This is a genomic window from Pseudomonadota bacterium (genome assembly GCA_039193195.1).
Taxonomy (GTDB): domain Bacteria; phylum Pseudomonadota; class Gammaproteobacteria; order Steroidobacterales; family JBCBZW01; genus JBCBZW01.
In genome coordinates, this window is the sequence record JBCCWS010000009.1 from 108,465 (window position 1) to 123,721 (window position 15,257).

At 63.0% G+C, this 15,257-nt stretch carries 9 protein-coding genes; 3 read left to right on the top strand and 6 right to left on the bottom strand.

What is annotated here, in order from left to right:
- Nucleotides 1-788: 788 nt before the first annotated feature.
- Genes AAGA68_10550 through AAGA68_10560 form a run of 3 tightly spaced genes read right to left on the bottom strand, consistent with a single transcriptional unit; the run spans nt 789 to nt 5,099 of the window.
- Nucleotides 789-1,505: a LamG-like jellyroll fold domain-containing protein gene (locus AAGA68_10550; protein ID MEM9385491.1), complete on the bottom strand. Its 717-nt coding sequence runs from the start codon at nt 1,503-1,505 to the stop codon at nt 789-791.
- A 37-nt stretch (nt 1,506-1,542) separates the two neighbouring features.
- Nucleotides 1,543-4,134 (bottom strand): MAC/perforin domain-containing protein, encoded by a 2,592-nt coding sequence (locus AAGA68_10555; protein MEM9385492.1) that lies wholly within the window; start codon nt 4,132-4,134, stop codon nt 1,543-1,545.
- A gap of 2 nt (nt 4,135-4,136) precedes the next feature.
- Nucleotides 4,137-5,099, bottom strand: coding sequence for a hypothetical protein (locus AAGA68_10560; protein MEM9385493.1), 963 nt, complete (start codon nt 5,097-5,099; stop codon nt 4,137-4,139).
- A 138-nt stretch (nt 5,100-5,237) separates the two neighbouring features.
- Here AAGA68_10560 and AAGA68_10565 point away from each other — a divergent pair, with 138 nt between their 5' ends.
- A complete protein-coding gene (locus AAGA68_10565; GenBank protein ID MEM9385494.1) occupies nt 5,238-5,456 on the top strand; it encodes a hypothetical protein in 219 nt (72 codons plus the stop codon).
- Here AAGA68_10565 and AAGA68_10570 read toward each other — a convergent pair.
- From AAGA68_10570 to AAGA68_10580, 3 genes are all read right to left on the bottom strand, one after another.
- The gene (locus AAGA68_10570; GenBank protein MEM9385495.1) at nt 5,450-6,016 is read right to left on the bottom strand and encodes an ECF-type sigma factor; all 567 of its coding nucleotides are present in this window, start codon (nt 6,014-6,016) and stop codon (nt 5,450-5,452) included. The genes AAGA68_10565 and AAGA68_10570 overlap by 7 nt on opposite strands.
- Complete coding sequence (locus AAGA68_10575) at nt 6,016-8,595, bottom strand: tetratricopeptide repeat protein (GenBank protein MEM9385496.1); 2,580 nt, start codon at nt 8,593-8,595, stop codon at nt 6,016-6,018. Before AAGA68_10575 ends, AAGA68_10570 begins: the two co-directional genes overlap by 1 nt.
- 151 nt (nt 8,596-8,746) lie before the next feature.
- Complete coding sequence (locus tag AAGA68_10580) at nt 8,747-9,478, bottom strand: choice-of-anchor H family protein (GenBank protein MEM9385497.1); 732 nt, start codon at nt 9,476-9,478, stop codon at nt 8,747-8,749.
- A 397-nt stretch (nt 9,479-9,875) separates the two neighbouring features.
- On the opposite strand from AAGA68_10580, the gene AAGA68_10585 reads away from it, so the two are divergent.
- Both AAGA68_10585 and AAGA68_10590 read left to right on the top strand, forming a co-directional pair.
- Complete coding sequence (locus AAGA68_10585) at nt 9,876-12,350, top strand: RHS repeat-associated core domain-containing protein (GenBank protein ID MEM9385498.1); 2,475 nt, start codon at nt 9,876-9,878, stop codon at nt 12,348-12,350.
- A gap of 2 nt (nt 12,351-12,352) precedes the next feature.
- Nucleotides 12,353-15,112, top strand: a complete 2,760-nt coding sequence (locus tag AAGA68_10590) for a hypothetical protein (GenBank protein ID MEM9385499.1) — start codon at nt 12,353-12,355, stop codon at nt 15,110-15,112.
- Nucleotides 15,113-15,257 lie beyond the last annotated feature (145 nt).

Here is a 15,257-nt window from a genome sequence, read left to right on the forward strand (position 1 = left end):
GCACCGACGGTGATGCCCGCGGCGGTGGGCCCCAAGACGCTGCCCCGGTATGCTCCGGGCGAGAGATGAGCCGGGGCACGATCGTGCGTGCCTCGACCCAGAGCACGCCTCGTCCACGCCGCACTAGTTTAGGGGCATCGGTCTGCGCTCAAGCTCGACAGAGACGCGCTCGCTGGTCACCAGCACTCCCCTTGGCTGAACAGTGGGACGAGGCTCGCCGGAGCCAGTCCTGCCCAGGTGGTGTTCCGCGAATTCAACCCTGCGTCCTTTAAAGCTTCGCTTGGGCAGGAAGCCTTTGAACCAGGTGGCGAGTCGCGACGCCCAGCTGCTGGAGCGCTGCCCATGCAACTGATCGTTGGCCTGGCGGTAGCTGTTCCTGGCGGCCCTGTAGGCCGCTCGTGAATCTGAGAGATCCAGGCGTCTGTTCGCATGGTTCATCCGCGCAGCGTCCAGCCGCCTACGCGCTGCGCCTTTGCGCTCCGGGGGAGCGCGATCGAATGCGCGTTGGGCCCGCGTGAGTTCGCGCGCCGCCACCTGCAGGTCCTTTCCGGCCTGCTTCTTGACTGAATGGGCCCGCGTCATGTTGAACGCTGCAACATCGTGCTTCTGCTTCGCCTGAGTCGGCTTTTTCTTGTTGTAGACCGACCTGGCCCGAGGGTCCGTCGTTGCGGGGCGGGATTGGGATGCTGACTGCTTTGTCGCCCCCGGTTTGATTTTCTGCGCCTCGGTCGGTTGGGAGTGGAACAACGCAACTACCACCAGTGCTACGCTCAACATCGTCAACGCTTTCATTCGCCTGCCTCCATCACAGTGTCTGCGGTTGAATCCTCTTTGTCGTCGTCCCAAAGCAAATCCGAGATCTCGAACGTGTTGCTGGCCAGGTTGCTGTAGGCACTTAGGGCTGAGAGATCTGGATGTGGAAACTCGGGGTCCAGGGGATCGAGCAGGGCGAAGACGACAAGCTCCTCGAGCTCCACGGCGACATCCCAGACGCGGAACCCACCAACCGCACCAACGAACGGCAGCCCTTCGCCATTGATGCTGCCGATCCACAGCATCCGAGGCACTTCGTTCGGTAAGCCGAAGGTCATCTCATCGAGCGGCTGACCGTCGACGACCACCACCATCGACCCCTGGAGATTGACGATGGCGACGTGGTGCATCACACCGTCGTCGAAATTGAAGGCCACTTCCCCGTAGCCGTCGCCCGTCTGTACCGTGAGGCCGGTCCTGTCGCCGAGCATGGCGATGACGAAACTGAAGTTGTCGTCGGTTTCGCTGGACAGCACCACCGGGTCATAGCCGGGGTCATCTGTCCATCCCGGGGCTACCCAGAATTCGAGGGTGCCTCCCTCGCCTAGATTGAAAGCCGGATGCCCTGCAAAGGACAACCCCGTGCGTTCGTCTAGCTCCGCGATGTCGGGGGTGTAGTCCTCTGCGACGGCACCGAGTGACACCATCATCATCGTGGCGGCTACGGTCGCAGTTCCATAGGCGTGTTGCATCTGTATTTTCCTCAGGTGGCGACGGCTGCTGCCGTCGTCAATTGATACGTTTCATCCGCAATGAAAGCGTGAAGTCCGGGTTGGCTTTCTTGCCGACCGTCCAGCGGTAGTCTTTGCTTGTGCCCGGGCTCAGTCCGCTCTTGAGTGCGCCGGGTTGCTTGTAGTTCTTCTTGCTGTTTTTCGGATGCTTCTTGCCGAACGGCAGGTAGTGCCAGTCCAACTCGAGGGCGATCGTGTACGCCGCGATCTGGGCCCGGGTGCCCTGGATTTCGAGCATGCCGGCGGCGCCGCTCTTGTACTTGTAGGTCTTGCTTTGCTTCTTCTTTTTGCAGACCACCGTGAGCTTCTTGTCCTTGGTCGTCGCGTAGCGGTCGCGATTGGCGCCGATGAAGCCATCCAGGCTCAAGGTGCCTTCGACGTCGCTCACCATGCCGATCTTGCCGTCCGTGCACCAGATCTGGCGCACGTAGATGCGCCAGGTCTCTATCGGCTCGTCCTTCTTCGGCTCCACGAGCGGCAAGAGGCTGCGATCGCTGATGCGGTTGGCGAACTTCGCAATGTACGCCTCTGTGTGCAGGCGCAGCTCTTCGCGGACGCCTTGGTAGATCTCGGGCTCGTTGGGGAAATTCAGCGGATTCAGGAGCTCGTACAAGGGCCGCAGATCCATCAGGATCGGATACGGCGTCGGCCCCGCGCTGTAGCCGTTTTCGTTCCACGAGCCGTTGCCGCCGACGGCGACGAAGGTGGCCCCCTCTTCGCCCACCGAACCGGAGCTGCCCGTGCGCAGGCCGGCATTGGCACCGAAGTACCCCGAGCCGCCCGAGCCGAGCGTCTCCGCGCCGGCGGACACCTTGTAGCCCACGTTGACCTCGGCGGCTTTTCGCCAGGCGTCTTCGGTAAATGAGTGTGTGACCTTGGCCGCGGCACCGTAGGTGACGGCATAGGGGTAGTGCGTGCCGAAGTTGTCGATGATCGCCGTGAAGTTCGCGTAGCGCCTCGCGTCCTCGACCGCGTCGAGGAAGTCATCGGACAAGGTGGCGTAGGGGTGGTCGACGACCAGCGCGTACTGCTTGGCCCTGGAAAAGCCGATTGCCTGAGCCACGGTCTTATTGCTTTCCCAGCTGGCCATTGCCGATGCCGTGGCATCGACGGACATCGACGTTTCTACCGGCACGCCCATGGCGTAGCCGTTGCCCTTGACGTTGGCGCCCATGGCCAGGGACAACGTCGTCTGCAGCTCCTGGCCGGACGACACCGCCGACTTGTTGAACACCATGCCCTGGGTGGCTTCCTGGATCAGGGTCAGCCCGAGCGGCACGGTGCGCTTTTCGGTGATGACGTACGCCTGCGGTCCGGCTTCCGCGAACACGTCGAACTTCGGATTCTCGAGCAGGAAGAAAGGATCCTGCTTCACGACGTCGTAGCCTCGCCGACTGGCCGACAGGTTCTCCAGGTTGTAGCCGAGCAGGAAGGCGTCGTTGGCGGCGATCTGATTGGACATCGTCGTCTTCGATACCCCCGGGCTCGGTCGCACGTAGGTGGTGTCACCAAGCCTTAGCCGTACGCGCCCGGATCGCGTGACATCCAGGGTCAACGACTGCCCGAGTTGAAAGCGCGTGTCGGCGGTGTAGCGCTTGATCGGGCCGCCACGCTGCAACGTCTCTTCGAGGGTGAGACCATCGCTGCTGGTGAAGCGGGCGAAGCCCGTATCCGAGAATGCTTCAGCCACGTAGAGCACCTCGTCATCGCTGCCGACGCTGCCGATGAAGAGAAACTGCGGTGTCGTGTAGTTGCCGTTGGCGAGGACGATCAGCTCGGGCGAGTCACTGCCCCAGACCTTGGGACGGTCCTTGGCGCGATCCAGCGTGATGTTGCCGAGCTCTCGCCACACACCGTCGATACGGAACCAGCACCGTTGGTCGATGATGTCGCCGCCCGCCCCGGACTGGATGTCGTCGAGGGAGAAGCTGGCAAAGCGCCGCTGGGCGATCTTGTCGACGCGATTGGCGTTCTGCATGCGTTCGCGGGGCGACTCGGCCTCCGGTACCGCCTCGTCATCGCCGTCGCACCCAGTGAAGGACTCCCAGGATCGAAACTCGGGGAGATCTTCCTGCAGAGGACGACGACGACCGATCGGGACCGGTGCGGGAGAACGCGGCGATGCGTCGGTCGAGGCGACGGTCGACCGGGATAGCTCGGCCTGCGCGAGGGTCGCGACATCAGGCACTGGCTCAAGCACGAGGTTGACCGGACCAAACGCGCCCGCGACCAACACGCGGATCGTGCCATCCGCTTGCACGGTCATCGTGGACCGCCCTTGCAGGGGCAGGTCATCGGCCTCGTACCGACCGTTGGTGGTGGGCTCGATGTTTTGCATCACCACCATGCCCGGATTGACCCGCCACAGGACCGCATGGACCCAGGGGTCCAGCGCATAGGCAATACCGCGATCGATGCGGATGCGCTTGCCGATCTCACGGATCGTCCAATCGCCATCGATGCCGAGGCCCTCGCTTCTGGTGGCACTGGATTCGTACGGCAGGTTGGCCGGCATCTGGGCGTTTACGGGTACTGCAGACAGACCGACCGCGAGCACGCATGCGATAAGTATCAGAGGGGTAGCACGCATGATTACTGCTTCCGCTTGAACCGCACTTGCAGGTAGAAGTCCGGCGAGATACCGCCGTCGATCTTCCACGTGTAGTCCTTGCGTTCGTTGATCCCGAGGCCGTTCTGCAGGACCCCCGGCTTCTTGTAGCGCTTGCGGTCGGTGCGGGATTTCTTACCCTTCTTGCCGTACCACCATTCGAAGTCGTAGTTGATCGTGTAGTTCTTGATCTGCTCGCGTGTCCCCTTGATCACCAGTAGGCCGGCATCGCCTTCCCGGTAGTCGTAGCGCGTGCGCTCGTACTTCTTCCTGCACTCCGTATTCACCTTCTTGCGCTTGGTCGTCACGGTGCGTCCGGAATCGCCCGACCGGCTGGCATTGACGCTCACGTATCCCGTCGCATCTTTGACGAAGCCCACGCCGGAGCCGGTGCACCAGACGCGTCGAATGTAGACGTACCACTTCTCGATGGGCTCGGCCGTGCGCCCGCCGCCCGTGCCATCGAAAGCTGCATCGCTGGAGAAGTCCGTCTTCGACATCTCATCTGCCAGCCAGGCACCGTCGTCGACGGCTGAGCGAAGCAAGCGGTAGCTGACGCCGAACAGGGCGCCTTTGACCTTGACGTCGATGTTGCCGTCCGTGGCCAGCTTCATCTGGGCCGGGCCGGCAAGCGGCAAGTCGTCGGCAATCCACGCCCCGGGCTCCAGGCGCCGGAGATTCTGCAGCACCACCATGTCCGGCTGGATCTGCCAGAAGACGGCGTGCGTCCAGGGGTCTACCGCATAAGCGCGCCCGCCTTCGAAGCGAATCCGCTTACCGAGCGTGGAGATGGTCCAGGTGCCATCGATCGGACTGGACTCTCTGACAGGCACGGATGACTTGTTGGGCAACGCGGCGGGCGTCTGAGCATGAGCGCCCCAAGGCGCCACCAATAAGGTGGCCAGGAGCATGCCGGCGATGGCGAGGATACGACTGGGAAGGCTCATGAAATTCTCCAAGAGTGTTGGGCCTTGGACACTCAAGCGAGAACTCGACGGAAACTTGCCCAGCGAATTCGCGGTGGGCAAGTTAGATGCAATCCGCCGCTAAGTAGAGGAGAGAGGACGCTTGGAGGAGAACGTCAGTTGGACGATCAGGACTGGAGGCGCCTTGAGACCCTGTTCGCACAGGCAGTGACGTTGCCGCAGGGGGAGCGTCAAGCGTTTGCCGTGCGGAATACGGGCGCCGACCCGGCGCTGCGGGCTCAGCTGCTGGCGATGCTCGAGGCTGACGCGCAGCCTTCCAGTGATGGCGATCTCCTGATTCGCGCGGGCCTGCAGCCGTGGCCCGGGCGGCGCTACTGATTCAGGCGGGTTCGCAGCCAGGCTTTTGCGAAGCGAATTTCACGGTCGAGGGTGCTGCTGGAAAGACCCAGCACCTTTGCCATGTCGGCGTAGGTCAACCCACCGAAGTAGTTCAGCTCGAGAATCTGGGCCTTGCGCTCGTCATGCGCGGCGAGCTCTTCAAGCGCCTCGTGCAGGTCGAGCACCTCTTCACCGAGTTCGGGCGTGACGACGATGGCATCGTCCAGCGGCAGGGGGCGAACATCGCTGCCCCGCTTCGCTGCGGAGCGGGCATTCGCGTAGTCGACGAGCACGCGACGCATCAACCGGGCCGCCAACGAAAAGAAGTGGCCGCGGTCCTGCCAGTCCACCTCCGACTGAATCAGCCGGGCGTAGGCCTCGTTGACCAACGCCGTTGCCTGCAAGGTGTGATCGGCACGCTCGCGCCGAAAGATCTGATTGGCGATGGCGTGCAACTCGCGATAGACGTGCGGGGTCAGCTCCTGAAGGCTCTCGTCGTCGCCGTCAGCCCACTGACGGAGCAGCCGGGTGATCGGTTCCCGGGGATCGTTATCCGACATCAGTGAGCATTCCTGACCCGCTCGAACGTCTGTAACCGCCGCAGGGCGTTGTCGGTCAAACGATCGCCCGGTCGCGCCTGAGCGAGCGCATCGTAGCCACGTCGCAGCAGGGGCTCGGCGTCGTCGAGTCGATTCAGCAACATGTAGGCTTCGCCCAGAATGCTGTCGTTGTTCGCCGCCAGCCAATGACCGCTCGGCAACGATTCCGTGATGATGGTCTGCGCACGGGCGCTCATGGCAATGGTGTCGTTCGGCCTCCCGACCGTATTCAACAGGGCCGCATAGCCGAGGCTGGCCGACGAAATGTAGGGATGGTGCTCACCAAGTTGCTCATCGTATATGCCCAGCGCGGACTGGAAGATCGCCTCGGCTTCGGCGTACTCGGTTTTGATCGTGAGCAGGTTCGCCAGGTTGACCATGTCGTAGGCGACGAAGGTGTGCCTCGCACCTCGGGTGCGAATGACGTGCTCAACGGCCTGGCGAAGATACCGTTCCGCCTCGTCGAGGCGGTTGGTGTCGCCGTACAGGCGCCCGAGGTTGGTCATCGCCGCTTCCCTGTCTGGATGCGCTTCCCCGAGTAGCTCTCTCTCCCGCTCGATCACCTCCAGGTACAGCGGCTCCGCATCGTCATATTGGCCCAGCCCATGCAGCGCCACCGCCAGGTTGTGCATGTACGTCACGGTCAACGAGTTTTGGGACCCCAACGTGGCCGTCGTACGTTCGTAGGCGAGACGGAAGTTTCGCTCGGCGGCCGTCAGGTCGCCTTCCATCAACCGCACCTGCCCGAGGTTGTGCAGTACCGCGGCGTAAGACGCATGAGAGGTCTCGCCCAGGCGCTCGAACATGGCGATCGCCTGGTCGAACGTTGATTCGGCTCGTTCGTAGTCGCCGCGGGCGTACTGAATGTGCCCCAGTTCGCTGAGACTCTTCGCCACATCAGTGTGGTCCTGAGGGTGCAGCGCCTGGTTGACGGCCAGGGCACGCTCGAGCGCCTCGGTGGCCGCTTCCAGTTCGCTCACTTCGTACAGTGTGTTGCCGAGCAATGCCAAGCTCTTTGCCAAACCGGCCTGGTCGGACAGGTCTCCCTGCAGCTCAATCGCATCGTTGAGGTGCTGCTGTGCCTCATCGTAGAGACCCAGACTCTCGTAAACGGATCCCACCGAGAATCCGAGGCTGGCGCGCACTTCGGGCTGGACTTCAGGATTTCGCTGCAGCATCTCAGCGCCGCGATCCAAGATCTGCTTCGCCGTGATATCCGCGCCGAGACGCTTGTCAGGATCGGAGTGACTGAATATCTCGACTAGAAGCTCCGCCGTTGCCGTGGCTCTGTCTGCCTCGAGGCGAGCGCGATCTCGTTCTTCGGCGAGCTGACTGTTGTGAAAGACGAAGGCGGCAGCACTGGCGAGGACGATGCCGAGGGCGACGGTGACAGGCCCGGGGTTTCGCTTCAGGAACGCCCCGAAGACGTAGGGCGCTGTGTTCGGTCGCGCCGCGACCGGATAGCCGGCCAGATAGTGCTCGATATCCGAGGCGAGACGCTCGGCGGTTCGGTAGCGCATCTCCGGTTCGCGGGCGAGGGCCTTCAACACGATGCTATCGAGGTCGCCGCGCAGTTGGGCGCTTCGCCTCTTCCGGTCGATGGCGCCGTCATCGTCAGCGTCCGGTATCAGGACGGCGTCGCTCGGTTGCTGCAAAGCGCCGGGATCATCGGAATCCGGCGGCATGTGGCCGGTCAACAGGGTATGCAGTAGCAGCCCAAGCGCGTAGATGTCGCTAGCCGTGGTGGTGGGCAACCCGGCCGCTTGCTCGGGGCTCGCGAAGCGTGGCGTCATGAGCCTGGACGTGAGCTCGGCGTCCGTCTGCAGCAGGCGTTCGATGTCATGGCCAACGAACTCGGAGATGCCGAAATCGAGGAGCTTCGGCGTGCCGTCCGCCGTGACCAGGATGTTGGCCGGCTTGATGTCCCGATGAATCACCAGCATCCGATGGGCGTGGCTAACGGCGCCGCACACCTCAAGGAAGATGTTCAGCATGCGAGCTAGAGGCAAGCGATGCAGACGGCAGTACTGATCCAGCGGCACGCCGTCAATGAACTCCATGGCCAGGTACGGTATGCCGTCAGCGGTTGCCCCGGCATCGAGAATTCTCGCGATGTTCGGGTGATCCAGCTTGCCGAGAATGCGCCGCTCTGCGTTGAAGTGGGCGACCAGATCCGGCGGCAGGCGTACAGGATCGACCAGCTTGATGGCCACCTGTTGCTCGAAGGTGCCGTCGTCGCGGGTGGCGAGGTAGACGTCGCCCATGCCGCCGCGGGCGATGAAGGAAACGACCCGGTACGGACCGATTTGCGCGCCTTCGTAGTGTGTCGTTGCGCCGAGGATCGCCTCTCTCGCGGAGTCGACGATCCCGGTAGCCACCGATGACCTCCTCGTGTCGTTGTTGATCATCGACTTGAGGAGATCAGCCAGCGCACTGTCTTGCTGACTCAGCTCATCTAGTGCAGCGCCTCGCTCAGAAGCATCCATCTCCGACAGTCGGTGGAAGTGGTGCTGCAGGGCATCCCAACGGTCCTTCTCCATCCGCGCGTTAGCCCACCAGCGTCGGGTTGTTTCGCCATAACGTGAGCATGAGATTGCGTGTCCTTGAGAGCTGCTTCGCGTGGCGTGCGCCACGCATCAACGGAGTGCGATCGATGCTATCTCCGATACTGGCACCCAGGCAAACTCGGCCCTAGTCGCTCGATGACTTGCGCCCAAGGCGGCGACGCAGGCCGAGCGCAGCGAGCAAACCACCGAGGGAGATGAGTCCCGCCGAGCCGCCACCGCCCTGCGAGGACACGACGACTGCAGGCTCACTGTTGCTGGCGTCCAGCGCGACGCTCTCGAGCGGCAGATCGAACAGCGCTGCGGATTTCTCCGGGCCGAAGTCGGCGACCAGTCGACCGTCGAAGGTATCGTAGACCTCGATCAGCACGTCGTAGTAGCCGGTGGGGAAGCCGGACACCAGGTCGGCGTCGAAGAAATACTCGTCTGCGCCGCTGGCCCCGAAGATCCGGAACGTGTCAGTCACGCCGTACTCGGTCCACGGGCCACCTTCGAGCGACAGATACAGCACGGCGTAGACGTCGGCTTGATCGAAGATCGTGTCCACATCGAAGGTCAGTTCGATACGCGTACGGAACCCGTCGAAGTCGAAGTCATCGCGGATGACGGCGAAGGCATCGAACACCCAAAAGTCGAGATTTAGAGATTGGCTAGGCGCGATGGTGGCCCCCTTTCGGGCGACCTTGTCGCCGGTACCCCGCTCGGGCTTTACCGTGGCCGTGCTCACGGGAAGATCAGCCTCACGCTGTGAGACCAACCCTTGAGTCGCCAGCGTCTCTGCATTGGGCTCGGGCGCGTTCTCCGCGACGGCCGTTAGCGCTAGCCCCGCCAGTGCGAGGGCGATAGTGTTTGCTTTCATGGTGTCTGCTCCACGTTCTTCACGGTGCAGATGTATTAGGCGGCATGGATGCTGAACGGGCCCTGAAAGTCGGCTTGGGGGCTTGCTACAGAAGCGGACACCTGCGTGACAGCAATGCCTTGCGGTCGGTGACCCGGTTTCTCTCCTGATTGCGCCTAGTGGAGTAAGGGAGCCTCTGACAGGCCACCGCTGCCGAGGTTGCAACCAGCCGTGGTTCAGCAGGAGCGTGCCAGGCTCGTTCCAGCCACGCCGTGCCGAGGCGATCGGGCGGCGCCAGGAGAGGTCACCAACGATGAGCCGTCCGCTTAGGATGTTGTCCCCAAGGGGATCAGGGAGATCCGCTCAGGTCACCCTCACCATCATCTCACCACTAGCAGCCGCAGCTTTGGTCTGGGGGATGGATGCTTTCCCAATCGCGGCCGACACCGCGCTGACCACCGCATCAGGTGAGTCGGTCATGTTCACCACGGGCGCCTTCGGCGAGGTCGTGAGTCAGGTGGACGAAGCGGGATTGCCCACGCTGATCACCCGGTCCTCCGATGGCCTACCGTTGATGGCCACGCTGCCGAGCGGCCGGCAGATCATCCGCACCTTCAACGGCGTTGGGGATGTGCTCAGCGAATTCGACTCTGCCTTCGCTGGCACCACCACCTACCGCTACGATAATACCCTCGCGCAGCTCATCGAGCTTACCGATTCGTTGGGTAATATCACTTCCTGGACCTACGATGACCGTGGCAACGCGACGCAGATCACCTCTCCCCTAGGCAGGGCGCTTCAGTTCGAGCACGACGAGCGTGGGTTGATCACCGCCTTCGTCGAGCGATCAGGCCTGCGCGTGGAAGTGTCCTACGGCGCGGCGGGACTCGCCTCCGCAATCACGGCCAGCGACGGCAACACCGCGCGATCCGGCGCTCGCACCCATACGCTCGCCGGGAACCTAATGTCCGAGACCAATGCCGTCGGGGAGACGCAGTCCTTCACCTACGACGCCCTTGGGCGGCTCAACTCGGTGACGCTGGCAGATGGCCGCGGCGTGGGCGTCGCCTTCGATGCGCAGAACAACCTCACGTCCGTCACACCGCCGGGAAGAGATGAGTATCGCTTCGAGTACGACCATACAGGGCGCACCACCGCCTATCACCCGCCATCCGGCGCGCCGATGCGCTGGGAGTACACGCTCGCCGGTGATCTGGCCCTCGTGCGACGCGCGGACGGTCGCGAGGTGAGCCTGCGCTACGACGATGCAGGGAGGCTGGTTGAGGTGACCGAGCCCGACGGCATGACCACCCTCGCATATGACCCCAGCACGGGCGAACTCAACCAAATAGCGTCCACGGACGGCGTGACCTTGAGCTACGAGTACGCCGCTGGCGTCAAGACCAGAGAGAGCTGGTCCGGCGCCGTGGACGGGTACGTCGGGTACGCCTACGACGCCAAGGGTCGGGTCTCGGCGTTGGATATCAACGGATCGATAGTCTCCTACGGCTACGATGCGGACGACGAGATCACCTCCGTCGACGCCCTGACCTTGACCTACGATGAGTCCACCGGTGACCTGCTGAGCGTGAGCGCGGGCGTCGTGACCGAGAGCTTCACTTACAACGCCTTCGGGGAATTGACCAGCCACCAGGTCACCGCCGGCGCGTCGATCCTGTACGACGCCGAGTACGTCTTGGACGGCCTCGGTCGCATCGCCCAAGCCACCGTGACGATCGAGGGCGACACGATGGTCTCCTCGTATGCTTACGACGCGGCGGGAAGACTCACCAGCGCCACCGTGGACGGCACACCCACCGACTACGTATTCGATGAGAATGACAACCGCCTAGACCTCGGCGCCACCTACAACGCGCTCGATCAGGTGCAGTCCCTCGGGACCACCACCTTCGCCTACAACGGCGATGGCGACCGGGTGGCCCGGACGCAAAGCGGTGTCACGACGCTCTACGAGTACTCCGCCCTCGGCCAGTTGCGTAGCGTAGACGACGGTACAACCAGCGTTACGTACCTCAATGATGGCGAGGGCCGGCGCGTGGGGCGCCTGGAAGGCGCCACGCTCACCGAGGGACGCCTATACGCCGGCAACGACCGCTTGCTAGCGCGTCTCGATGGCGCCCAGAGCACCACCCAGCGCTTCGTCTATGCAGACAAGCGCCAGGTGCCCTCCCTACTGATCGACGGCACCGATAGGTACAAGGTGGTTTCCGATCAGATCGGCAGCGTTCGCCTCGTCGTCGATATCGCCGATGGCAGCGTCGCCCAGCGCCTGGACTACGATCCTTGGGGAGCGGTGACCCTCGACACGAACCCGCAGTTCCAACCCTTCGGATTCGCTGGCGGCACGCTGGAGGCCGACGCCGGCCTGGTGCAGTTCGGCACCCGCGACTACGACCCCGATACCCAACAATGGACCCAACGCGACCCAAGCTACTTCTCAGGCAGTGCCTACAACCTCTACGCCTACGCCGGTGCAGACCCCGTGAACTTCTTCGACTTCTCAGGCCTGCGACCGGTGCGGGCTACGCGCAACGTAGCCAGGGTGGTCGACATCGCCGGTGCTGGTGGCCTGTTCCTGGTGCAGGAAGACGGTACGCGCACGCTCCTGCGCCCCGGGGATCGGGTATGTGTCGGGGATGTACTGGAGACGGATGTGAGAACGATCGCCGTGCTGGAGTTCGCCATTGGCGGCCAAGCGAATCTCGGGCGCGGTGACCAGGTACGCGTGGTCAGTGACATCGCGATCGAGTCAATCGACCAGAGTTTCCTCACCAAACTGAGCGGCGATTGGGGCCGCCTGCAGAAGCTTGAGAAGAACACGAAGAAGTTGCGGATCCGAACCACCTTTGGCGAAGTTGGGATAGAGGGATGAGGATGAACGTGAAGCGTTTCGCAGGGCTGACCATCGTGCTGTCGACGCTGCTGCCTGCCGCCTGCGGCGGCGGGGGTAACCCGGCCTCACCTACCCCGCCGCCCCCTGATCCGGACCCCGATCCCGGCGCTGCACCGCCGCCCGAGGGCACCTTCATCCGCGGCACGGTGGTGGATACGAATGCATTCGTGGAGGACGGCAGCACCGTGCCCATCGCCGGCGTGATCGTCCAGTTCCTGGGGGAGGCGGCCACTGCTACGAGCGATGATCGGGGCGTTTTCGTGCTCGACAACCTAGCACCGGGCGAGAAGGTGATCGACTTCGATACGACCAACGCGCAGTCGCCAGACGGCGGCGTCTACGCCGGGTTCCGAGAAGCGATCACTCTCCAGGAGGGCGCGAACGACATCGCAAGACCCTTCTACCTGCCGCGGATCGCCGCTGGCAGCCTCACTACCGTCGACCCCAACATCGATACGGTGGTCACCAATGCCGAGTTAGGCGTGAGCCTGACCGTGCTTGCCAACTCCGCGCGTGGGGAGAATGGCGAGTTGTTCGAGGGCGAGCTTTCGATTTCCGAGGTGCCCGATGGTCTCGCCCCTGCCGCGCTACCGGAAGACCTCGATCCCGGATTGCTCTTCACGGTCCAACCGGTGGGCGTGACCTTCGATCCACCGGCCACCCTGTCCATAAGCAACGAGCGCGATAGCTGGCCGGACGGTAGTCAGATCGATTTCTGGTCCCTCGACCCGGACCTCGGCGTGTTCTCCATCGTCGGCGAAGGGCTCGTGATCGGGGACTCGATCGAGACCGTCTCCGGCGGCGTGCGCGCCGCAGACTGGCATGCACCCCTACCTCCCCCGGTCGACCAGGGCGACACCCCCGACGACAACGACGGCGATTGCCAGGGCGAGGCCTGTTGCAAGCCTTGCAAGGCCAAGTTCGGCTCCTTTGTGCAAGTGGCCAATGGTCGTTTCACGGAGCAGATCGAGTTGCCCTCCTACTTCTCGCTGGGCGTCGAGCGCACCTTGACGCTCGTCTACGCCTCCGATCGCGCCTACCCGGTGGAAGCGATGGTGGTCGCTCCCGCCCTGCGAGCGACAACTCCCGTACCTAACGATTTCACCTATCGTGGCTTTTTGGACGGGGTGGACCAGGGCTACGACATCACCTTGGATGCATCCATGCTCAACACGGGCGAGGAGCAGTCCTTCCGTATCGTGCTGCCCCTCGATGGATCTGATCTGCAAACGGATGCCTACGTGGGCCAGGCCCGGGTCACCTCTCGCTACGACGCCACCAACATCACGGGACGGCTGTTCGAGGACGTCAACATCGTCAACGACATTCAATCGCCGGTGGGTGCCGGGTGGCGTATCGGCGGGGTCGACCGCATGTACTCCGCGAGCGCCGGTGGCCTGCTCCTCGTCGATGGCCGTGGTGATGTGGTGCGCTTTCGCGAGAGCAGTGGATCGGGGTCGCTCGTCACCTTCATCGCGCCCACGACAGCCGCGTCGCAAGTCACGCAGGTGCAGGCCTTGCTCGATGACATCGGCGTGCCCTACCAGACCCGTTCGATCAGCGAGTCCACAGTTCCTCAGATCTCACCCACCGATATCGCAGATACCGCCCTATTCGTTGCGATCGGCACCAATGGCGTGGGCCTGTTCGGCTTCCAGAGCATGCCGGAGGAGGACAAGCGCAACGTGCTGGATACGCTCGAACAGGGAGTCGAGCAAGGCGTGCCGTATCTGATCCTGGGCGATGACATCGGGCCGCGCGAGTCGACACTCGAAGAGGCAGACCTCGTTCGCTACGAGCGCCTGACGGGCATCCGCCGAGACACGGCCGAAGAGCCCCGGGGAGGCTTCTTTGGCTCCCGCGGCTTCTGGCGTCTGATCGATCCCACACAACCGATTTTCAACGGCCCCTTCGGCGCCTTCACGATCGACCCCAATTCGCCCTTTCCCGACGGCCTGGGCGAGGACAGCGATTATTCTCGCTCGACCGATCAGCGCGCGAACCTAGGTGAGGTGGTGCTGGTGGAAGAGTACCTCGACGGCGAGAACGCTAACTCCGTCGACTCGGAGATCCTCAATGATCAAGCCGTCTTTCTCTCCGAGTACCCCTCCGGTGCACGTGGACTGACCATCACGGCGAACCTCCCCTCCCAAGGGCAGACGATCGATCCCAACATCGGCTTCCTGCTGCAGAACGCGGTGGACTGGCTCACCACCGGGATCACCGCGCCGGGCGCGCTCGTCTCGCCGTCGGGTGACTTCTCCGTGGTCACGGTGAACGACGACGGATCGACCACCCGTCGCTTGCCCTCAGGGCTCGTGTACGAGTTTGATCCCGATGGGTACCTGCAAAGCAAAGCCGATCGCAATGGCAATGCCGAAACCTATGAGTACGACGCAGAGGGTCGCCTAGTGGCCAGGGAGGATCCGCTGGGCATGCGGACCACCTTCACCTACCAGAATGGCCGACTCAGTTCGATCACCGATCCAGCGAACCGAATCTCCTCCTTCGCCATGGATGCGCAGGGCAACCTGATTCAGGTTGAATTGCCCGATGGCAGTGTTCGCGAGTATGGGTACGACGATCGTCACCTGCTGACACGTCAGACGAACACGCGAGGCGAAACCACAGATTACGAATACAACGAGGTGGGCCACGCGATCCGCAGTACAGGCCCTGACGGATCGGTGATCACGTTGGCACCGAGCCAGTCGATCGGCCTTGGCGAGGCCGATGACTGACAGCGCAGCAGAACGCTTCACATTAGTGGAATTTGTCGCTTTAGGGAGATGATTTGGTACAGCGGGTAGCCACCTACGTTTACTGGCTCTAGGCGGCATCCGTTTGGTAGAGTGCTAGCAGTAGTTTAGCGTGCTCTAGGAGCCA